The 20,819-nt window shown below is 66.9% G+C and carries 20 protein-coding genes and 1 tRNA gene; 9 read left to right on the top strand and 12 right to left on the bottom strand.

Features of this window, described 5'->3' with window-relative positions:
* Positions 1–14 precede the first annotated feature (14 nt).
* The 6 genes from trbJ (at position 15) to Q5H94_RS14470 (ending at position 5,340) form a co-directional block, all read left to right on the top strand.
* Positions 15–770, top strand: coding sequence for a P-type conjugative transfer protein TrbJ (gene trbJ / locus Q5H94_RS14495; protein WP_304562000.1), 756 nt, complete (start codon positions 15–17; stop codon positions 768–770).
* 124 nt (positions 771–894) lie between these two features.
* Complete coding sequence (gene trbL, locus Q5H94_RS14490; protein WP_304561999.1) at positions 895–2,199, top strand: P-type conjugative transfer protein TrbL; 1,305 nt, start codon at positions 895–897, stop codon at positions 2,197–2,199.
* Positions 2,200–2,203: 4 nt separating this feature from the next.
* The gene (trbF, locus tag Q5H94_RS14485) at positions 2,204–3,013 is read left to right on the top strand and encodes a conjugal transfer protein TrbF (RefSeq protein WP_304561998.1); all 810 of its coding nucleotides are present in this window, start codon (positions 2,204–2,206) and stop codon (positions 3,011–3,013) included.
* On the top strand, positions 3,010–3,885 hold the full coding sequence (gene trbG / locus Q5H94_RS14480) for a P-type conjugative transfer protein TrbG (RefSeq protein ID WP_304561997.1): 876 nt from the start codon (positions 3,010–3,012) through the stop codon (positions 3,883–3,885). The genes trbF and trbG overlap by 4 nt, the downstream gene beginning before the upstream one ends.
* Positions 3,882–5,129: a TraB/TrbI/VirB10 family type IV secretion system protein gene (locus Q5H94_RS14475; RefSeq protein ID WP_304561996.1), complete on the top strand. Its 1,248-nt coding sequence runs from the start codon at positions 3,882–3,884 to the stop codon at positions 5,127–5,129. Before trbG ends, Q5H94_RS14475 begins: the two co-directional genes overlap by 4 nt.
* Positions 5,122–5,340 (top strand): DUF2274 domain-containing protein, encoded by a 219-nt coding sequence (locus Q5H94_RS14470; RefSeq protein ID WP_304561995.1) that lies wholly within the window; start codon positions 5,122–5,124, stop codon positions 5,338–5,340. Before Q5H94_RS14475 ends, Q5H94_RS14470 begins: the two co-directional genes overlap by 8 nt.
* Positions 5,341–5,827: 487 nt before the next feature.
* On the opposite strand, the gene Q5H94_RS14465 is transcribed toward Q5H94_RS14470, so the two are convergent.
* Both Q5H94_RS14465 and recJ read right to left on the bottom strand, forming a co-directional pair.
* A tRNA-Glu gene (locus Q5H94_RS14465) sits at positions 5,828–5,902 on the bottom strand.
* 75 nt (positions 5,903–5,977) lie between these two features.
* Positions 5,978–7,738, bottom strand: coding sequence for a single-stranded-DNA-specific exonuclease RecJ (recJ, locus tag Q5H94_RS14460; RefSeq protein ID WP_304561994.1), 1,761 nt, complete (start codon positions 7,736–7,738; stop codon positions 5,978–5,980).
* A 437-nt stretch (positions 7,739–8,175) separates the two neighbouring features.
* Here recJ and Q5H94_RS14455 point away from each other — a divergent pair, with 437 nt between their 5' ends.
* Positions 8,176–10,494: a TonB-dependent receptor gene (locus tag Q5H94_RS14455; RefSeq protein WP_304561993.1), complete on the top strand. Its 2,319-nt coding sequence runs from the start codon at positions 8,176–8,178 to the stop codon at positions 10,492–10,494.
* A 164-nt stretch (positions 10,495–10,658) separates the two neighbouring features.
* Here the strand turns inward: Q5H94_RS14455 and Q5H94_RS14450 are convergent, their stop codons facing one another.
* The 3 genes from Q5H94_RS14450 to Q5H94_RS14440 form a co-directional block, all read right to left on the bottom strand.
* The gene (locus Q5H94_RS14450) at positions 10,659–11,333 is read right to left on the bottom strand and encodes a prolyl hydroxylase family protein (protein ID WP_304561992.1); all 675 of its coding nucleotides are present in this window, start codon (positions 11,331–11,333) and stop codon (positions 10,659–10,661) included.
* A gap of 74 nt (positions 11,334–11,407) precedes the next feature.
* Complete coding sequence (locus Q5H94_RS14445; RefSeq protein WP_304561991.1) at positions 11,408–12,454, bottom strand: RcnB family protein; 1,047 nt, start codon at positions 12,452–12,454, stop codon at positions 11,408–11,410.
* Positions 12,455–12,575: 121 nt separating this feature from the next.
* On the bottom strand, positions 12,576–13,118 hold the full coding sequence (locus Q5H94_RS14440; RefSeq protein ID WP_304561990.1) for a (2Fe-2S)-binding protein: 543 nt from the start codon (positions 13,116–13,118) through the stop codon (positions 12,576–12,578).
* Between the two features lie 518 nt (positions 13,119–13,636).
* Between Q5H94_RS14440 and Q5H94_RS14435 the strand changes: the two genes are divergently transcribed.
* On the top strand, positions 13,637–14,437 hold the full coding sequence (locus Q5H94_RS14435) for a DODA-type extradiol aromatic ring-opening family dioxygenase (protein ID WP_304561989.1): 801 nt from the start codon (positions 13,637–13,639) through the stop codon (positions 14,435–14,437).
* A 6-nt stretch (positions 14,438–14,443) separates the two neighbouring features.
* On the opposite strand, the gene Q5H94_RS14430 is transcribed toward Q5H94_RS14435, so the two are convergent.
* The 5 genes from Q5H94_RS14430 to Q5H94_RS14410 form a co-directional block, all read right to left on the bottom strand.
* Positions 14,444–15,166: a hypothetical protein gene (locus tag Q5H94_RS14430; protein WP_304561988.1), complete on the bottom strand. Its 723-nt coding sequence runs from the start codon at positions 15,164–15,166 to the stop codon at positions 14,444–14,446.
* Positions 15,167–15,232: 66 nt separating this feature from the next.
* Positions 15,233–15,529, bottom strand: coding sequence for a hypothetical protein (locus tag Q5H94_RS14425; protein WP_304561987.1), 297 nt, complete (start codon positions 15,527–15,529; stop codon positions 15,233–15,235).
* Between the two features lie 17 nt (positions 15,530–15,546).
* Positions 15,547–17,001, bottom strand: a complete 1,455-nt coding sequence (locus tag Q5H94_RS14420; RefSeq protein WP_304561986.1) for an NAD-dependent succinate-semialdehyde dehydrogenase — start codon at positions 16,999–17,001, stop codon at positions 15,547–15,549.
* 106 nt (positions 17,002–17,107) lie between these two features.
* The gene (locus Q5H94_RS14415) at positions 17,108–17,977 is read right to left on the bottom strand and encodes an S-methyl-5'-thioadenosine phosphorylase (protein ID WP_304561985.1); all 870 of its coding nucleotides are present in this window, start codon (positions 17,975–17,977) and stop codon (positions 17,108–17,110) included.
* Positions 17,978–18,129: 152 nt separating this feature from the next.
* Positions 18,130–18,765: a DNA-3-methyladenine glycosylase family protein gene (locus Q5H94_RS14410; protein ID WP_304561984.1), complete on the bottom strand. Its 636-nt coding sequence runs from the start codon at positions 18,763–18,765 to the stop codon at positions 18,130–18,132.
* Between the two features lie 69 nt (positions 18,766–18,834).
* On the opposite strand from Q5H94_RS14410, the gene Q5H94_RS14405 reads away from it, so the two are divergent.
* Positions 18,835–19,152 (top strand): 2Fe-2S iron-sulfur cluster-binding protein, encoded by a 318-nt coding sequence (locus Q5H94_RS14405; RefSeq protein WP_304561983.1) that lies wholly within the window; start codon positions 18,835–18,837, stop codon positions 19,150–19,152.
* A 73-nt stretch (positions 19,153–19,225) separates the two neighbouring features.
* Here Q5H94_RS14405 and Q5H94_RS14400 read toward each other — a convergent pair whose 3' ends face one another.
* On the bottom strand, positions 19,226–19,933 hold the full coding sequence (locus tag Q5H94_RS14400) for a hypothetical protein (protein ID WP_304561982.1): 708 nt from the start codon (positions 19,931–19,933) through the stop codon (positions 19,226–19,228).
* A gap of 17 nt (positions 19,934–19,950) precedes the next feature.
* Entirely contained in the window at positions 19,951–20,706 is a 756-nt protein-coding gene (rlmB, locus tag Q5H94_RS14395) for a 23S rRNA (guanosine(2251)-2'-O)-methyltransferase RlmB (RefSeq protein ID WP_304561981.1), read from the bottom strand.
* Positions 20,707–20,819: the final 113 nt, after the last annotated feature.

Here is a 20,819-nt window from a genome sequence, read left to right as displayed (position 1 = left end):
AAAGGAGACTTCCAATGCCCCAGCGACATCACAGCCGATCACTTGCCAAGCACTTCATCGCCGGCCTGTTGGCGTGCGGCGCCGTCGGTTCGCTCGCCATGTCCATGGCGACGACACCCGCGCACGCGCAATTCACGGTGTTCGATCCGACCAACTACACCCAGAACCTGCTCACCGCCGCGCGCACGCTCACGCAGATCAACAACCAGATCCAGTCGCTACAGAACGAGGCGCAGAGCCTGATCAACCAGGCGAAGAACCTCACGAAGATCAATTTCCCCGAGCTGCAGGCGCTTACGCAGACGATCCAGCAAATCGACAGACTGATGGGGCAGGCGCAGGGCATCAGCTTCAAGATCGGGAATATCGACAAGGAATTCGGGAAACTTTTCCCGAACGACCTCAACCAGGCGCTGACGACGAACGCGCGCGTGATCGATGCCAAGACCCGGCTCGACACGTCGATGGCGGCGTTCAACCAGACCATGCAGGTCCAGGCGCAGGTCGTCGGTAACGTCAGCCAGGACAGCGACGCGCTCGCCTCGATCGTCGCCAAGAGCCAGGGCGCCGAAGGCGGCCTGCAGGTCAGCCAAGCGACCAATCAGTTGCTCGCGCTCGCCACCAAGCAGCAGTTCCAGATCCAGAACATGATGGCCGCGCAATACCGTGCCGACGCGCTGGAGGCGGCCCGCCGCGTCCAGGCCGGCATCGACGCTCGCGCGGCCACCGCCAAGTTTCTCGGCAACGGCACGGCTTACACCCCAAAATAGGCCGAACCACGCCGAGGGTGGCGGACGGGCAGCGCCCCCTTGTCCGTCCGTCACATCCGCGGCGCGCGCGCCAGCTCCCCACCGCGCGCGCCGCGGACTTCACTCCAGAACCAGGACCGGACCCGTGAACGATCTCAACGTCATCGACAGATTCATGGCGGCGTTCATCGCCTATATCGACAGCGGCTTCGGGCTGCTCGGCGGCGATGTTCATTTCCTGACCGTGACACTGATCGGCATCGACATCACGCTCGCCGGACTGTTCTGGGCGCTGGGCGGCGAGCAGGACGTGCTCGGCCGCCTTATCAAGAAAGTGCTCTATGTCGGTGCGTTCGCGTTCATCCTGAACAGCTTCTCGACGCTCGCGGGCATCATCTTCAAATCCTTCGCGATGGCGGGGCTCACCGCAGGCGGCGGCACCATGTCCGCCGACGACCTGCTCAAGCCCGGCACGCTCGCGAGCACCGGCTTCTCCGCGGCGTGGCCGCTGCTCCAGCAGATCTCGCAGCTCACCACCTTCGCGACCTTCTTCGACAATTTCCTGACGATCGCCGTTCTGCTGTTCGCCTGGATACTGGTGATCCTCGCGTTCTTCATTCTCGCCATCCAGCTGTTCGTCACGATCATCGAGTTCAAGCTGACGACGCTCGCCGGCTTCGTGCTGGTGCCGTTCGCGTTCTGGAACAGGTCCGCTTTCCTCGCCGAGCGCGTGCTGGGCGGTGTGGTCAGTGCCGGCATCAAGGTCATGGTGCTTGCTGTGATCGTCGGTATTGGCTCGAGCTTCTTCAGCGAGTTCGTCGATAGCCTGCAGGGGTCAGAGCCCGACATCGTCAAGGCGCTGAGCCTCACGCTCGCCGCGCTGACGATGTTCGGTCTCGGCATTTTTGGTCCCGGCATTGCGACCGGACTCGTGTCCGGCGCCCCCCAGCTCGGGGCCGGTGCCGCGGTCGGCACGGCGCTCGGGGCGGCCGGTGTCGTCGCGGTCGGCGCCGGAGCCGCAGCGGCGGGGGCTGGGGCCGGCGGCGGCGCGGCGCTCGGCGCGGTCCGTGCCGGCACATCGATGGGATCGGCTGCATCGACCGCCTACAAACTCGGTCAGGAAGCCGCCGGTTCGACCAGCGTCGGCGCCGGCCTGAGCGGTGTGGCGAGCGCGGCCGGCAATGCGCTCCGCACCCACGCCGCCAGCATGTTCGGATTGAGCGAGGCGGCGGCTTCGGGTCGCGAGGCTGCATTCAAAGCCACCGTCAATCGAGGCGCGTCGACCCCGCAGGCCGCAGCCGAGGGCGCCGAGCAAGCACCGGCATGGGCTCAGGCGCTCCGCCGCCAACAGGATGCCCGCCATCATCGCCAGGCCGTTGCGCACGCGATCCGCGAGGGCGGTTCCGGCGGCGCGGGCGCCCACCCCGACATTTCCGAGAAGGAGGACTGAGGATATGATCTTCAAACGCGGCGCGCAGCGCTATGGAAAGTCGCCGCTGCCTGAGACGCCGTACCAACGCGCCGGCCAGGTCTGGGATGAGCGGATCGGATCGGCGCGCGTGCAGGCGCGCAATTGGCGGCTGATGGCATTCGGTGGTCTCGGGCTTTCGACCGCGATGTCGGGAGCGCTGGTGTGGCAGTCGCTGCAGAGCCGGGTGACACCCTATGTCGTGGAGGTCGACCGGTTGGGCGAGGCGCGGGCGGTCACGCCGGCCGAAGCAGCCTTCCGGCCGACCGATCCGCAGATCGCTTGGCATCTCGCGCGCTTCATTGAGCATGTCCGCTCGGTCTCGCTCGATCCCGTGCTGATGCGGGCCGAATGGCTCTCGGCATATGAATTCGTGACGCAGCGCGGCGCGCTCGCGCTCGGAGAATACGCCCGCGCGGCGAACCCGTTCGGGAGTGTCGGCGACAAGACCCTGTCGGTGCAGGTCACCAGCGTGGTGCGCGCGTCGGACCAGTCATTCCAGGTCAAATGGACCGAGACGGCCTTCGATCGCGGCGCGCAGACCGGTGTCTCACACTGGACGGGCATTCTCACTGTCAAGCTCAGGCCGCCGACCTCGGCCGATGTCCTGCGCAAGAATCCGCTCGGTCTCTACGTCGACGCCATCGACTGGAGCCGGGAGCTCGAACCGGCATCCGCGCCGCCCACGCCGGCGCCGCTGACGCAGCCTGCGGTCTTGCCACCTAACCCGACACCGATCCCGGCAGGTGCCGCCATCCCGTCGCCCGATCTTGCCAACGAGGAGAAGCAGAAATGAATCGGTTCCGATGCACCCTGTCGGCGATCTCGGTCCCCATCGCGATCGTCGCTATCCCAGCTTTCGCGCTCGCGCAAAGCGCGCCGCCGCCCATTGTCAGGACCATCCCCTCGACCGTGGCGGCGGCCAATCGCGCGGGGACGATCGAACCGGTCGCGCCCGCCTTCGTCAATGCAGCGGCGATCCTGCCGTATATCGATGGCGCGATCTATCACGTCTACGCCGCGCCGGAGCGTGTCACCGACATCATGTTGCAACCGGGCGAGACACTCGGGGCGGTCGCGAGCGGCGATACCGCGCGCTGGGTGATCGGCGACACGACGAGCGGCACGGGGGCGGACAAGCGCGTCCATGTTTTGGTGAAGCCGTTCGCCGTCCGGCTCGCGACCAATCTGGTCATCACGACCGACAGGCGGACCTATCATCTGTCGCTGACCAGCGGCCCCGGTGCGGCGATGTCGTCGCTGGCGTGGACCTACCCGCAGGATATGCTGATCGCCTACAAGCGCGCGCAGGACGCGGCGGCTGCGACAGCGCCGGTCGCGGCCGGTCTCGATGTTGATCAGCTCCATTTCAACTATGCCGTGAGCGGCGATCAACCGGCGTGGCGGCCGCTGCGGGCGTTTGATGACGGGCGGCAGACCTATATCGAGTTTCCGGCGGCCTTGGCCGTCGGCGAAGCACCGCCGCTGTTCCTGGTCGGTCGCAAGGGTGAGGCGCAGCTGGTCAATTACCGACTGCGCGGTCGCTACTATGTCGTCGATCGCATCTTTGACGTCGCCGAACTACGGATCGGCACCAAGCATCAGGACGTCGTCCGGCTGACCCGGATCGACGACACGCGCGGGCATGGAAAACGGAGGGCGTCATGAGCGAGACCATGCCCGACGTAGCAAGGGAGGCGGCTCCTATTGCGCCGCCGAAGGTCGATCCAGAAACGCTGGTCCTGCGCGCGCGGCCGACCCGCGCGATCCGCTTCAAGCGTGGCGTAATCGCGGCGCTGGGCGGTACCGCTGCAGTGGCGATCGTCGCCACGGCATGGTTTGCGCTCGAGCCTCACGCTCTGCATCTCGTCACTGAGAGCGACGACAAGAGCATCGCGGCGAAACCGCCGAGCGACACGCTCAGCGCACTGCCTACTGGCTACGGTGCGGTCCCGAAGCTCGGGCCACCACTTCCCGGCGATCTCGGTCGTCCGATCCTCGACCGGCAACACCAGCTCGCGACGGAAATGGCTCCCAACACGGTGCCCTCTAACGGACAGAATGTTGCCGTCCAGAACGCTGCCGAGGAACGGCAGCGCGCACTGACCGAGCTAAAAGCGGCGCGGCAATCCGGTCTTCTCGTCCAGAACAGTAACGGTGGCGGGCAACCCGCTGCAGCATCCGCGTCAATAGTGCCTTCGGCTGCCGATGAAGCCAATCAGGTGGGCAAGGTCGCGCTCGATCCCGAGCGCGATCCGAACGGTCAACAGCGCAAGGCCGATTTCTTGCGAACGACCGACAAGGCCAGCGACACCAACCCATATGCGGTGGTCACTATACCCTCCCCGAATACGCTGTCAGCAGGCAGCGTGATCGCCGCAAGCCTGATCACTGGGCTCCGTTCGGATCTGCCAGGTCTCGTCGTGGCCCAGGTCACCGAGCGCATTTTCGACAGCGCGACCGGCCAAATCCTGCTCATCCCGCAAGGTGCGAAACTGGTCGGCATTTACGACAGCGTCGTCGCGTTCGGCCAGAGTCGAGCCCTGCTCGTCTGGCAGCGGATCATTTTTCCCGATGGCAGCTCGCTGCGGCTCGACAACGCGCCGGCGAGCGATCCATCCGGCTATGCCGGCGTCGCAGACAAAGTGGATTTCCATACATGGTCGCTGCTGAAAGGCGTCGTGCTCTCGACGCTCCTTGGCGTCGGCAGCGAGCTACAATTCAGCGGGGAGAGCGACCTCGTCCAGGCCGTACGGCAATCGACGCAGCAGAATGTTTCGCGTGCCGGCGATCAAATCACATCACGAAATCTGCAGGTGCAGCCAACGATCACGATTCGACCCGGCGCGCCGATCCGACTTCTTGTCCACCACGATCTGATTCTCAAGCCATGGGTGCGTCGCGATGACTGAACTCAAATTACCTCGGCTGCCGAACCGTGTCCCAGTCAAACTGACAGTTCAGATCACGCCACAATTGCATGCGGATCTCTCGCGGTACGCGGCTCTATATAAAGAGACCTACGGCGCCGAAGAGGCAGTCGTGGACCTCATACCATCGATGCTGAGCACCTTCCTTGAGAGTGACCGTACATTCATCCGGAACCGGGGCGGACCCAAGTGAAGAGGGCGGCAAGGAAACTCGGGAATCCCGACGCTAACGTAGAATCGGGCGGCAAGCCTTCGTTTGAACCGATAAGCGTGCGCATCCCGGCCGCCGTAGCAATGACTGGATTTAGCCGATCTCGTCTCTACGAGTTGATCGCCTCTGGAGAGCTTCAGGTAGCAAAAGACCGGCGAAGCACCTTGATACTCGTCGAAAGCCTTCGTGCAGCGGTTGCTCGCCGCGTTGTCGGCCGTTCGGCCACGTAGGGAAGCGCTTCGTTCAGAACGGGCCCGCGCCTCAACAGAAGACCGAATTCAATGCGTGCGGGAAGTCGAAGTGCTTCCGGCAGCGAAGCGCTGTTCGCGCACTCCAGCCGAAGTTTTAGAACCAAGGCGAGGCTTTGACGATCCCCGCACGCCCCCAAACGTCCAAGAATGTATTCTAGACAAATAATAGACAAATTCGCTCGAGAGCGAAATTTCGTCACCTAAGTCATTGAAAAACCTGGTGACCCCTACGGGATTCGAACCCGTATTTCAGCCGTGAAAGGGCCGCGTCCTAACCCTTAGACGAAGGGGCCATACTCGCCCGAGGGCGTGCGTTGGGCGCTGCTAGGGAAAGCCGCGCCGAAGGTCAAGGATTCAGTCGGCCCCAATCAATCCGCCCACGCTGCATCGTCTAGATGAAGCTCGGCGGCCGGGCGCGATCCCCAGTCGTCGATCCTGGCGCGGCCCGCCAGCCACAGGCGGCGGTGCGGTGGGGCACCGAGCAACGCCGCGCCGAGCGCGCTGTCGGCGGCGCGGAAGGCGACGGTCTTGAGCGGGCGGCCGTCGTCGCCGCTGACGATCGCGCGGACATGGCCGTTGCCGACGACATCGGCCTTGACGATGCGCACCGGCCCCGCGGCGATGCGCGGCGCGGGCCAGCCCATGCCGTAGGGCCCGCCGGCCTCCATCGCCTCGACCAGCGCCGGGTTGACGCCGCCCGGCGCGAGCAGCGCGTCGAGCAGCAGCGCGCGGTCGCCGAGCGAGCGGGTGACGGCGGCTTCCAGTTTCTCCTCGAGGAAATCGGTGAAGGCGTCGATCTGCCCCTCCGCGATCGTCAGGCCGGCCGCCATCGCGTGCCCGCCGCCCGCGACGAGCATGCCGTGGTCCTTCGCCGCCAGCACCGCGCCGCCGAGATCGACGCCGGCGATCGAGCGGCCCGAGCCCTTGCCGACGCCCGCATCGTCGAGCGCGATGACGATGGCGGGCTTGCCGAACTTCTCCTTCAGCCGCCCCGCGACGATGCCGATCACGCCGGGGTGCCAGCCGCGCCCGGCGACGACCATCACCGCGCGGTTGCCTTTGCGCGCGGCGATTTCCTCCGCGCCGGTCTGCACGAGCGCCTCGATCGCGCGGCGCTCCCCGTTGAGCCGGTCGAGCTCGGCGGCGATGGCCTCCGCCTCGTCCGGGTCGCGGGTGGTGAGCAGGCGCACGCCGAGGTCGGACTTGCCGACGCGGCCGCCAGCGTTGATGCGCGGGCCGAGCGCGAAGCCGAGATCGGAGCAGGCCGGTGCGCGCGTCAGCCGCGCCGCGCCGATCAGCGCGTTGAGGCCGATGTTGCGGCGCTGGCCCATCACCTTGAGGCCCTGTGCCACGAAGGCGCGGTTGAGGCCCTTCAACTGCGCGACATCGGCGACGGTGCCGAGCGCGACGAGATCGAGCAGGTCGAGCAGGCGCGGCTCCGCCCGGCCGTTGAAATATCCGCGCGCGCGCAGCGTCCGCACGAGCGCCGCGCCGAGCAGCCACGCGACGCCGACCGCCGCGAGATGGCCGTGCGCCGCGCCTTCGGTCTCGTCGAGCCGGTTGGGGTTTACCAAAGCGTGGGCATGGGGCAGGGCGAGCGCGCATTTGTGGTGATCGACGACGATCACGTCGACCTCGGCAACGCGCGCCATCTCCAGCGCCTCGAACGCCTGCGCGCCGCAATCGACGGTGACGATCAGCGCCGCGCCTTCCTGCTTGAGCCGCACCAGCGCCTCGCCCGAGGGGCCGTAGCCCTCCATCAGCCGGTCGGGGATATAGGCGCGCGCCTCCAGCCCGAGATCGCGCAGCAGCAGGACGAGCAGCGCGGCCGAGGTCGCGCCGTCGACGTCGTAATCGCCGAAGATCGTCACCGCCTCGTTCGCCTGCACGGCATCGGCGAGGCGCTCCGCGGCGCGGTCCATGTCGCGGAAGATCGAGGGATCGGGCATGAAGGCGCGGATGCTCGGTGCCTTGTGCGCATCGAGCGCGTCGCGTGGGCATCCGCGCGCCAGCAGCAATTGCGTGACGAGATCGTCGGGCGCGAAGCCCGGATCGCGCGCATCCGCCGCCGTCATCCGCCAGCGCCAGGGCTGGCCGAGGATCGAGTTGGTGATGTTGAGGACTTCCATGCCTCCCCTTAGTTTGATCCAGCAGAGCTGGATAGCGGTGCCGGCCCGCTCCCCCACCCCGCCTCCCGGTTCATGATGCCGATGGGAGGCGCGGTGGGGGAGCGGGCCGGCGGCACCATCGCCAAACAGCAGGTGTGGGCGGATTGCCACACTTTGCCGGAATGTTGCTGCGACTGCGAGATCGGGGGTGGCGCGGCGGGCGGTTTGCGGCCAAAGGCCCCGCGACCTGCACCGGGAAGGCAGGAATACCCGAGGCTTATCGCGAGGTCATCACAACCGCACCGGCATATTCCCTGTCATCAAAACATAATGATCCGACCCTAACGGCGCTTACATCCGGGGGTCACACGCAACGAGATCGATCGGCTGTTCTTCGCGAACGGCCGGGGGATTTCGTGCGTCCGCAGACTTTTCCATTCTCCTTTGAGGAACACTCCATGTCGACTTTCACCCGCTCCCTTCTCCTGATCGGTGCCGCCACCGCCGCGCTGTCGTTCGCGACCGCCGCATCGGCGCAGGACGCCCCCGTCACCGCCGCCGCGACCAGCGACCAGACCGGCCTCGGCGACATCGTCGTCACCGCCGAGCGCCGCTCCGAGAACCTGCAGAAGGTTCCGCTTTCGGTCGGCGTGCTGCAGGGCGACGAGCTGCGCACCTACACGTCGGGCGGTGGCGACACTTTGCTCGAACTCGCCAACCGCGTCCCCGGCCTCTATGCCGAGACGACGACCGGCAAGATCTTCCCGCGCTTCTACATCCGCGGCCTCGGCAATATCGATTTCTACCTCGGCGCGTCGCAGCCGGTGTCGATCATCCAGGACGACGTCGTGCTCGAGCATGTCGTGCTGAAGTCGAACCCGGTGTTCGACGTCAACCAGATCGAAGTGCTGCGTGGTCCGCAGGGGACGCTGTTCGGCCGCAACACGACGGCGGGCATCATCAAGTTCGATACCAACCGGCCGACCAATGAGTTCACCGGCCGCGCGACCGCGTCCTACGGCACGTACAACACCGTCAACGTCGATGCCGGCGTCGGCGGGCCGATCGTCAAGGACGTGCTGAGCTTTCGCGTGTCGGGCCTGTACCAGCACCGCGACAACTGGATCTCGAACACCTTCACCGGCACCAGCGCGGACGGCACCGTCGGCGGCAAGGACGTGATGGGCGGCTTCGACGAGAAGGACGTGCGCGTCCAGTTGATGCTCACCCCGCCGGACACCGGCTTCACCGGCATCCTCTCGGCGCACGGACGCGACTACAAGGGCAGCTCGACGATCTTCCATCGCGGCGCGATCAAGCTCGGTTCGAACGACGTCAGCGCCGAGCCGCGCGACAGCGTCGGCCTCGACGAGGGCGGCAACAACCCGCAGGCGTACAAGACCTACGGCATGTCGCTGAACCTGAAGAACGACTTCGGCCCGGTCACGCTGACCTCGATCAGCGCGTGGGAGACGACGTCGGGCTACAGCCGCGGCGACACCGACGGCGGCGTCGCGACCGCGTTCGCCGGCCCGCGCTTCTACGGCCAGAGCCAGGGCCGGGTCCGCGACCTCGACCAGCTCAGCCAGGAAGTGCGCCTGTCGAGCAACAGCACCGGCCGCTTTAAGTGGCAGATCGGCGGCATCTACTTCGAATCGAAGGACACGACCGAGTTCGACCAGCGCGGCTTCTTCCTGCGCACGGCCGATCTCAACGGCACGCTGCCCAACCCGAACAACTTCGTCGTGCTGCGCGACACCAACACGTCGTACGCCGGCTTCGGACAGGCCAGCTTCGAGATCGTCCCGAAGCTGACGCTGACCGGCGGCGTGCGCGTCACCTATGACGAGAAGATCACGCGCCTCGTCACGCCGCCGCGCAACGCGGCCGGCGTCGTGACCTTCCCGGCAACGGCGGCGACCAACGTCCGCCTCGCCGACACGCAGCCGAGCTGGGACGCGAGCCTGCGCTACGAGATCAACCCCGACGTCAACGTGTTCGCGCGCGTCGCACGTGGCTTCCGTGGCCCGACCATCCAGGGCCGCAACGCGGTGTTCAGCTCGGCGTTCGTGACGGCGACGTCGGAGACGATCATGTCGTACGAGGCGGGCTTCAAGTCGAACCTGTTCGGCAACACGCTGCGCTTTAACGCGACGGGCTTCTACTACAAGGTCAGCAACATCCAGCTGAACGGCAACGATTCGAACAACAACGGCCTGCTGTTCAACGCCAACCAGGCGCAGGCCTGGGGCGGCGAGGCGGAGCTGACGTGGCGTCCGGTGCAGGAGTTCACCTTCGGCCTCGGCGCGAGCGTGCTGCACACCGAGATCAACGACACGCGCGTGTACACGCCGGTCTGCAAGTTGAACGGCGTGGTTACCTGCACGGTGCTCAACCCGACGATCAACGTCGGCACGGCGACGCTGGCGCAGATCAACGGCAACGCCCTGCCGAATGCGCCGAAGTGGCAGCTCGATGCCAACGCGCGGTACGACCTGCCGCTCGGCAACGGCGGCAAGATCTTCCTCGGCGGCGACATCACCGTGCAGGGCTACACCAGCCTCGTGCCGTACAAGACGATCGAATACACCACCGACGGCACGTTCGAGGCGGGCCTGAAGGCTGGCTACACCGCGCCCGAGGGCAAGTATGAGATCGCCGTGTTCGCGCGCAACGTGACCAACGAGAAGAACCTGAAGGGCGTGCTCGACAACTACAACGCCGCCGTCTTCAACGACCCGCGCATCATCGGCGTGCAGCTGAGCGGCAAGTTCTGATCGGCTTTCCCCTCCCGCTTTCGCGGGAGGGGCTGGGGAGGGTCTTCTTCTTCTCGACGCGCGGAAGGAAAGACCCTCACCGACTACGACTAGGCCCGCATGAAGAATGCGGACCAAGTCTCCGTTGCCTCTCCCACGAAGGCGGGAGAGGATAGGACGGAAGGCTATTGCTTGATCCAGTTTCCTTCGCGGAACCATTTGGTGACGATGTACTTGGTGCCGCGCATCACCGCGACGCCTTCGTGCATCGTCTTTTCGTTGGGGCTGCCGTCGCGGTTCATGTTGTTCCACGCGAGCAGCAGCCCGCGCTTGGGGTTGATGCGCAGGCCCGCCAGCGGGAACCACGTCGCTCCGCCTTCCTCGACCTCGTTGAGGTAGATCATCGCCGTCCAGGTGCGCTGCCCGCCGCTCGCCTGCATCGCCGGCCAATAGGGCTGGTCCTCGCGGAAATAATCGTTGTGGGCACGGAATTGCTGGCCGGGGGCGTAGCGCTGGCCCTGCATCGTTTCGCCGTGGACGGGATCGAGCCCGAGCAGCGCGGCGATCGCCTCGTCGGTGGGGCGCACATCCTCGGACCAGCGATCCATGTCGCAGCTCTCGCTGGTGCGGTAATCGGCGTTCGCCTCGGACAGTACGGTCGAGGGGCGGCGCTTGGCGTCGATCATGCGGACGAGCGCGCCGCACTGGGCGGCGTCGAGGAAATCCGGGTAATAATAGAGCTGCACCATGTCGCTCTTGGCCTGCTTCATCGCCGGATTGTTGGCGAGGCGCAGCGTGACCGATTCGCCGTAGAGCGCGCGTAAGGGGGAGGCCTGGGCGGGTTTCTTGGTGAAGAACATCGCCCGCTTTTCTGCCCGCTCACACCAGAAAAACAAGGGGCCGGGTGGTTTCCCACCCGGCCCCGAGGGTCGGCTTACCAGAAGATATCGTAGACCGTGTCGACCACTTCGCCGGTGTCGATATCGACCAGCAGCGCGTCATTGTAATAGCGCACCCAGCGATACGGGCCGTAGGCCGGGGGCAGGCGGTAATATTCCGGCTGATCGATCCAGTAATCCTGCTGGTACAGGATATCGCTCAGCGCGAAGCCGATCGAGAAGCGGCGATAGCCATAGTCCCAGCCGTAGGGCGCATAGTAGCGCGAGAGGTGGAAGGCGTTGCGGTTGGAATTGCGATAGCCGCTGTAGTTGTAGCGGTTGTCGCTCCGCCAGCCACGGTTCCAGTTGCCGCCCTGGCCGTTCCAGCCGCGCCCGTTCGAGCCGCGCCCGTTCCAGCCGTTATTGTCATAACGGCCGGTGTTGCCGGCAAAGCGACGCGCGTCGCTGTTGCGGTCGTTCCAGGTGCGGTCGTTCTGGAAGGTGCCGGTGTTGCGATTGTCGCGGCGCCAGTCGTTGCCGCGATTGTTGTCGTCGCGCTGACCGTTCCAGTTCCGGCCGCCACGCGCCTGCGCCTGACGATCGCGCCAGTCGGGACGGTCGCCGCCGTTGCCCTGCCAGTTCGGACGATTGCCGTTCTGGCCCTGAACATTCTGACCCTGCCAGTTCGGGCGGTCGCCGCCACGGCCCTGCCAGTTGGAGCGATCACCACCGCGATTGTCCTGCTGGGCCTGAACCTGCGCCTGGACCTGGGGCTGCGCCTCCGCGCGCGCGCCGCCGCCCCAGCCGCCACGCTGGCCGTCGCCGCTCGAACGATAGAAGCGGCCGGCACCGTCCTGACGCACCTGCGTCTCGGCGCGGGGCTGGAACTGGGGACGCGCCTGCTCCTGCGGGCGGGCCTGCTGCGGCTGTTGCTGCGGCTGGGCCTGCGGGGCCTGTTGCGCGCGTTCGGGGCGCTGGAAGCTGCCACGGTCGCCGCTGCCGTCGCCGCCACGGCCCTGCCAGTTGCCACGGGTCTGCGCGGAAGCCGCCGCGGGGACCAGCGCAGTCGCCGCCATGATCGCGGCAAGCACATACTTACGCATCGAAGAATTCCTCCTGCGGCCATACGAACGATTCGCGGGCCGTTATGATCCTATTGGGCCGCGTGCGCTGTCGCGTGTCTGAATTCGAATGACAGCATTGCGAAAGGATTCACCAGAGCCTTTACGGCTTGGCCGGTGTCAAAGCGGGAACGCGCGCCGCCGCCGCGCCGGGCGTGGTGCCGGGGGAGACGCCCGCCTCGATCCGCACGTCGCCGCGCTGGACCTGCGCGGCAAGCTCGATCGCCTCGACCAGCCGGGGATAGATGCCGCAGCGGCACAGGTTGGTGATCGTCGTCTTGATCTCGTCCTCGCTCGGGTTGCGGTTCTTCTTCAGGAAGATCGCCGCCGCCATGACGATGCCGGGGATGCAGAAGCCGCATTGCGACACGTTCTTGGCGATGATCGCGAGCTGCACCGGGTGCGATCGTTCGCGCGACAGCCCCTCGATCGTGGTGACGAAGCTGCCTTCGATCGCGCCGATCGCGGTCTGGCAGGATTTCACCGCCGCCCCGTCGACATCGACGATGCACGCGCCGCACTCGCCATTGCCGCAGCCGTATTTCGCGCCGGTCAGGTTCGAGGCGTCGCGCAGCGCCCAGAGCAGCGGCGTCTTGGGGTCCATCTTGTACTGGACCGGCTGATTGTTGACGGTGAACTTGGTCATCGTGGGGGCAGCTTAGGCCGATTGCGCGGGTTTGGGAAACGGGCGATTCGGGGCGCGGAAAGTCACACTAAGGTCACACTGGTCCGGGGGTGTGCGGGCGCTCCCGTCTTGGACGGTTTCTGCGCGGAAGTTTACAAAGTTTACGCTACGTCTGCGCCTGTCGCTCCTTTCCGACGGCGGCGCGGCGCGGGCGCGAGAACGGTCTTCGCGGGAATGGCGAGCGGCGGGTCGACGGTTCAAAGAGCGGCGGCGCGATATCGCAGATCGGTAATGTGTAGGACAGCGGGAATGTCCGGGATGGGTGGTTAGCTGCCGTTTGCACCAGCCGATCGTCACCCCGGCTCAAGGCCGGGGTGACGAATGGGGGCAAACGTCCGCTCTTGGGGCGGTAGCCGCCGTCGAGCGCCGACGTGCGAATGTCCGCAATGGGTCGCTAGCGGACATGCGGCGCGTGCGGGCAACGGAGCGTTTCCGGTGCTTGCATTGTCGGCGCGTGCGGGGCGCGCGATATCGGTGGCATGACACTTCCCGCGCTCTTCGTGCCGCATGGCGGCGGCCCCTGTTTCTTCATGGACCCGGCCGGCGGCCCGCCCGATCCGATGTGGCAGCCCATGCAGGCGTATCTCGCCGGGCTGATCGCCGCGCTGCCCGAGCGGCCGAAGGCGATCCTGCTCGTCTCCGGCCATTGGGAGGCGCCCGAGGTGACGGTGCATGTCGGCGACGGCCAGCCGTTGTTCTACGATTATTACGGGTTCCCGGAGCATACCTATCGCCTGCAATGGCCCGCACCCGGCGCGCCCGATGTTGCGCGCCGTGCTGCGGCGTTGCTGCAGGATGCGGGCTTCGCGACGCGAGAGGAAGCGGAGCGTGGCTGGGACCATGGCGTGTTCATTCCGATGATGGTGGCGGTGCCCGGTGCGGACATTCCGCTCGCGCAGATGTCGCTGCGGGCGGACCTCGACCCGGAGGCGCATATCGCCATCGGCCGCGCGCTCGCGCCGCTTCGCGACGAGGGCGTGCTGATCGTCGGATCGGGCATGAGCTTCCACAATCTGCGCGCGCGTGGCCCGCAGGTGACGCCGGTCGCCGACGCATGGGACGCCGCGCTGACCGCCGCCGTCACCGATCCCGATCCGGCGCGCCGTGCCGCGCGCGTCGCCGCGTGGGAGGATCTGCCGCACGCCCGCTTCGCGCACCCGGAGGCCGAGCATCTGCTGCCGCTGATGGTCGCGCTCGGCGCGGGCGGGGAGGGGGCGGCGGTGTGCGACTACCGCGACCATGTGCTCGGCTGGACCGTATCGGGCTACCGCTTCGGCTAGGGCGGCTTAACCCTGCACGACGTGTAGCAACGCTATCGCCGGCGGTGAGAAAGCGATCGGGCCGATCAGCACCATGCTGAGCAGGATGGCGCTGACGCCCCAGTAATAGGCAGGGTGAATGCGCCGCCGCACGACGATATCGGCGACCGGCCCGGCAAAGGCGAACAGCGCGATCGCGCCGAACATCACCAGCGGTGCCGCCGCGCCGAACGATCCCATCGGCAACAACCGGCCGAGGCCGGGGCCGAGGATAGACACGGTCGCGCACAGCATCAGCCGCTTGTGCCACTCCGCACGCTTGCGCAGCACGATGCCGCCGGCGACGAGCCCCGCGAACACGAGGATGCCGATCAGGTTCATCACCAGGAAGATCGGCTTCGGAAAGAACGACGGGACGAAGCCGTAGCGGATCGCGAACAGCGTCGCCGCCACGCCCATCACCAGCATCGCCGCCGCCAGCGCCGCACCGACCCAGCCGATCTTGCGGTGCAGCGCGACCGACCCGCGTGCGATGAACGCCGGTTGCGCCACGAACACCAATACCCAGAGCGTGAACACCGCGCCGTGAACGTGCAGCAGCAGCGGCAGGCCGGGACGGTGCGTGAAATCCTCCGGCACCGTGGTCGAGAAACCGCCGACGATGACGGCGGCCATCGCCAGCGACATGACGAGGTAGAAGGGGCGGCCGACCGTCCTGCGCCGCTGCCCCGGCATGATGACGCTGGCCATCCCAATTCCCCCTTGCGAACCCGAGACGCCTTCTACCTGTCGCGGCGCTTCAGGTCCAACGGCGCGTCACGGCCGGGCGGGAAGGGGGCGTTCGATCGTGGCGATGCCGTCCCGGCCGATGCGCGTCTTCGCGCCCGCCAGCGTGAGCGCGTTGAACGCCGCGTAGACGGCGTCCATCGCCGCCTCCTGCGCGGCGTGGAGATTGGCGATCTCCACGCGCAGCGGCGGTTCGGCGGCGATCACCGCATCGACGAGAGGCGATCCGGCGGGCGTGCCGAGCCCGACGAGCAGCGCGGCGTGGAAATCCTCCGGGCTCGCCCAGGATGTCGCATCGAGCGCGACGATCCGTATGTCCTCGCTCACCGCTTCACCCTTTCCGATCACGCGATATGGACCGACTTCGTCACCATGTGCGCGGCGATGCCTTCGGGGCCGTCCTCACTGCCGTAGCCTGAATCCTTCACGCCGCCGAAGGGCGCATCGGGCCAGCTGAGGCGGACGGTGTTGATCGCGAGCATCCCCGCCTCGACCGCGTCGATCAGCAGGTTCTGGCGGCGCGCATTTTCGGTGAAGGCATAGGCACCGAGACCGAAGGGCAGGCGGTTGGCCTGCTCGACCGCATCTTCCAGCGTGGCGAACGGGCGGAGCAGGGCGATGGGGCCGAACGGTTCCTCGTTCATCGCCTGCGCCTCGAGCGGGACATCGGCCAGCACCGTGGGGGCGTAGAAGAAGCCCCCGCCACCGCCGATGGCTCCGCCGATCCGCTCGCCGCCCGCCAGCACACGCGCACCGGCGCCCTTGGCCTGCTGCACCAAGGCGTCGATCGCCTCCGGGCGGCGCGGGTTCGCCATCGGGCCCATCTGCGTGCCCTTGGCGAGGCCGTCGCCGACGTTCAGGCGCTTGCTGCGCTCGGCAAAGCCTGCAGCGAATTTGTCGTAGATGCCTTCCTGCACATGGAAGCGGGTGGGCGAGACGCAGACCTGCCCGGCGTTGCGGAACTTGTGCGCCACCAGCAGATCGAGCGTCTTTTCCAGATCGCAATCGTCGAACACCAGCACCGGGCCGTGGCCGCCGAGCTCCATCGTCGCGCGCATCATCGTATCGGCGGCGAGGCGCATGAGGTGCTTGCCGACCGGCACCGAGCCGGTGAAGCTGAGCTTGCGCGTGACGGGCGACGCCAGCAACTGGCGCGAGACCATGTCGGGCACGCCGAACACGAGCTGCGCGACGTCGCCGGGGACGCCCGCATCCTGGAAGCACCGCATCACTTCGCACGCGCTGCCCGCCGTCTCCTCGCTGGGCTTGAGGATGATCGAACAGCCGGCGGCGAGCGCGGGTGCGATCTTGCGCACGACGTTCATGATCGGGAAGTTCCACGCGCAGAATGCCGCGACCGGGCCGATCGGCTGCTGCAGCACCATGCTGCGCGTGCCCGCCGGGCGTTGCAGCACGCGGCCGTAGATGCGCTGCGCCTCGCCGGCATGAAATTCGAGGAGGTTGGCCGAGGCGGGAATTTCGCCCTTGGCCTCGGCGAGGATCTTGCCCTGTTCGAGCGTGGCGATGCGCGCGATGTGATCGCCGCGTTCGCGCAGCAGGGCGGCGGCCTTGACCAGCACGGCGGCGCGCTGTTCGGGCGGGGTCGCGCGCCAGGTCTTGAAGCCGCGCTCCGCCGCCGCCAGCGCCGCATCGAGATCGGCCGCGGTCGCGAGCGGCAGGTCGGCCTGGCCCTCGCCGGTCGCGGGATTGACGACGCGGTGCGTGTCGCGGCCCTCGCCGCTCAGCCATTCGCCGGCGATGTAGAGGCCGAGCTTGGGGGTGTATTCGGCGGTCGTCATGGGCAACTCCTTAAAAGCCGTTCGCCCTGAGCTTGTCGAAGGGCTGCACTTCTTCGTGCGTCGAGAAGAAAGGGCAGGGCTTCGACAGGCTCAGCCCGAACGGGATTTAGCTGGAAAGCACGCGCGACAGGATCGAGTCGAGCTTCGCCAGAACCTTGGGATCGCGCGCTTCGGGCGCGGTGATGAGCGCATAGTCGAGCACGGTGTCGAGCGGCGAGGACGTGCGTTCGGGCGGGAGCGCGGCGACGAACGCAGCGACCGTCCGCCGCGCGGTTTCGCCGTTGGCGTGCATCTGCTTGATGACCTCGCTCACCTCGACATGCGCTTCGCTCTCGCGCCAGCAATCGTAATCGGTGACCATGCCGATGAGGGCATAGGGCAGCTCCGCCTCGCGGGCGAGCTTGGCCTCGGGCATCGCCGTCATGCCGATCACGTCGGCACCCCATTGGCGATAGAGCAGGCTCTCGGCCTTGCTCGAGAATTGCGGGCCTTCCATCGCCACATAGGTCGCGCCGGTGGCGACCTTGCCGCCCGCCGCCTCGACCGCCGCGGCGGCGAAGCCCGAGAGACGCGGGCAGGTGGGTTCGGCCATCGAGACGTGCGCCACCATGCCGCTGCCGAAAAAAGTGGAATCGCGCGCGACGGTGCGATCGATGAACTGATCGACCACGACGAACTTGCCGGGTTCGAGCTGTTCCTGGAGGCTGCCGATCGAGGAGATGGCGAGGATATCGGTCACGCCGCTGCGTTTCAGCGCGTCGATGTTCGCGCGGAAGTTGAGCTCGGACGGGGAGATGCGGTGCCCCCGCCCGTGGCGCGGCAGGAAGACGAGATCGACGTCGCCGATCGTGCCGAACAGCAGCTCGTCGGAAGGGCTGCCCCACGGCGTCTCGACGCTGCGCCATTCGGCGTTCTGCAAGCCGTCGATCGCGTACAGGCCGGAGCCGCCGATGATCCCGATCGTCCATTTGGTCATGTGCGAGTCCCTATCCTGCTGGCGGAGTGCATTTAGGAGATGAAGCGAACTATTCCACCCACCGTTCGTCCTGAGCGAAGTCGAAGGACGTGTTACAGGCGGTGTCCTGTGGGGCGGTGCTTCGACTTCGCTCAGCACGAACGGGATGGGAGTCAGATCACCTCCATGTCCTTGCCCATATCCGCGCCGTAATGGTGCCAGGCGAAGATCGCGAGCGCGCCGCGGTGCGGACGCCAGCCTTCCGCCAGCTCGCGCAGCAGCTTCTCGCTCGGGCGCTCGTCGTGGCCGAGCAGGCGGCCGATCTCGATCTGCACGGCGAGGTCGCCGGCGGGCCAGACGTCGGTGCGGCCTTCGGCGAACAGCAGGTATATCTCCGCCGACCAGCGGCCGATGCCCTTGATGCGGACGAGCGCCTTGATCGCTTCCTCGTCGTCCTCCGGCAAGTGCGCGAGGTCGAGCCGGCCGCTCGTCACCTCGTCGGAGAGGCTGCGGGCGTAACCGGCCTTCTGCCGCGAAAGCCCGGCTTCGCGGAGTTGCTCGTCGCTCGCGGCGGCGATGGTCGCGGGGTCGGTGAGGTCGCCGACGACGGTCTCCATCTTCGACCAGACCGCCTGCGCGGCCTTCACGCTGATCTGCTGGCCGACGATGGTGCGCAGCAGCGTTTCATACCCGCGATCACGGATGCGCGGCTCGGGATAGCCGACGCGGGCGAGCGCTTCGGCAAAGACCGGTTCCCCCGCCGACAGCGCGTCGAGCGCGGTGCGCAGTTGCTCGGCGCTCAGGCCCATTTCTTGTTTCCTTGATTTGGCCGCACTCGCACGGCATGTCGGCTGCGACATTGATTTCGGAGAGACTGGATGCCCAAGCTTATCGTCGTCACCCGCGAAGGGGAAGAACGCGAGCTCGACGGTGCGGACGGCCATTCGGTGATGGAAGTGATCCGCGACGCGGGCATCGACGAGCTCCTCGCCTTGTGCGGCGGCTGCTGCTCGTGCGCGACCTGCCACGTCCATGTCGACCCGGAATTTGCGGCCAAACTGCCGCCGATGAGCGAGGACGAGAACGACCTGCTCGATTCCACCAGCGACCGGAACGAATATTCGCGCCTGTCGTGCCAGCTTCCGTTCAGCGCGGCGCTGGACGGGCTGAAGGTGACGATCGGGGCGGAGGATTAACCGAGGTTCCGCGAAATAACCTGTGTTCCCGCGAAGGCGGGAACACAGTCTGGGCTCCCGCCTTCGCGGTGGTTTACTTCGAAAGTTTGAGTACGGCGCTCGGCGCATCCTTCGTCGCGGGCGTCACCTTCCACGCGATCGTCTTGCGCCCGCCGGCCGTCTTCGCGCCGTCCTCGTTGTTCTGGCTGACGATCTCGGCGTTGGTGTCGAGCGTGAAGACGCCGTCGGCCTTGCTGCCGCCACCGCCGCCGCTCGGCATCCCCGGCATGCCGCCGCCCATGCTCGATTTCTTCTCGTCGTTGGCAAAGGCGGGGGCCTTCACGCGCACGACGCCGTCCTGGCGCAGCTCGATCGCGACGAAGGGGATGATGACCTCGCCGTCGAGGTTGAACGGCCAGATGAAAATGTGGTCGAGCGTACCCGACACGCTGTAATCGACCGCGAACTTGCCATCGCCGAGATAGGCGACCTTGCGATAGCCCGCCTCCTTGGAAAGCGTCACGGCCAGCGCGCGGTATTTGGCATCGGCCTCGGCCTTCTTGGCGGCGGCCTTCTCCGCCTTCTCCTTCACCTCTTCCGGCGAAGGCTTGTCGTCGCTGCTGCTCGAACCACCGCCGTCGGTATCGGGCTCGGCGTCGATCACCTCGCCGACATAGGTGAAGGTGAAATGCCGGTCGGCGTCGATGCGCAGGGTGGATACGAACTTGCCGGGCGACAGCAGGCAGCCGGTCAGCACCAGCGGCGCGAGCAGCGCGGCCATCGTTCTCAACAGCCGCGCCATATCCCGTCTCCCCCCGGTCAGTCGATATTCCGCGTCGTCACCGCATAGAGCGCGATCGCCGCGGCGTTCGACACGTTCAGGCTCTCCACTCTAGGCGAGATCGGCAGGCGCGCAAGCTCGTCGCAATGCTGCGCGGTGTTGTGGCGCATGCCTTCGCCCTCGGCACCCAGCACCAGCGCGACGCGGCGCTGCATGCCGATCGCCTTGTCGAGCGTCTGGTGCGTCTCGCCCGCCAGGCCGACGCGCCAGTATCCGGCCTCGGCGATCTCGTCGAGCGCGCGGGCGAGGTTCACGACGCGCACCCACGGCACGATCTCCAGCGCGCCCGAGGCCGAGCGCGCGATCGTCCCCGATTCGGGCGGGGCGTTGCGATCCGGCGTGATGATGCCGAGCGCGTCGAACGCGGCGGCCGAGCGCAGGATCGCGCCGACATTGTGCGGATCGGTCACGCCGTCGAGGATCACCAGGGTGCGGTTATCGTCCGCGCCCTGTTCGAGCAGGTCGCCGAGCCAGATATCCTCGAGCGGATCGACCTCCGCCACCAGCCCCTGATGCGGCGCGTCGCCCGGCACCAGCCGCGCGAGATCGGTCACTTCGGCATAGACGATCGGGATCACCGGCGGGATGTCGAGGCTCGCCAGCGCCTCGCGCGTCGCCCAGATTTTCCGCACGTTGCGCTCCGGGTTGGCGAGCGCGGCGGTGACGGCGTGCCGGCCCCAGAAGCGCGGGCGGTTGGCGGGCGCCTGCGAAGGGCGGTGTCCACGGCGTGCCATCAGAACTCTTCCTCGGTTTTGTACGAAAACGGATCGGTCACCCCCGGCTTGGCCGGTAGCGGCGGGCGGGATCGCACGCTCGGTATGCGCCGCGCGCACCGGGCGCAAGCCTT

The sequence above is a fragment of the Sphingomonas immobilis genome (assembly GCF_030580995.1).
GTDB classification, from domain to species: domain Bacteria; phylum Pseudomonadota; class Alphaproteobacteria; order Sphingomonadales; family Sphingomonadaceae; genus Sphingomonas; species Sphingomonas immobilis.
This window is presented reverse-complemented; position numbering and strand designations above follow the sequence as displayed.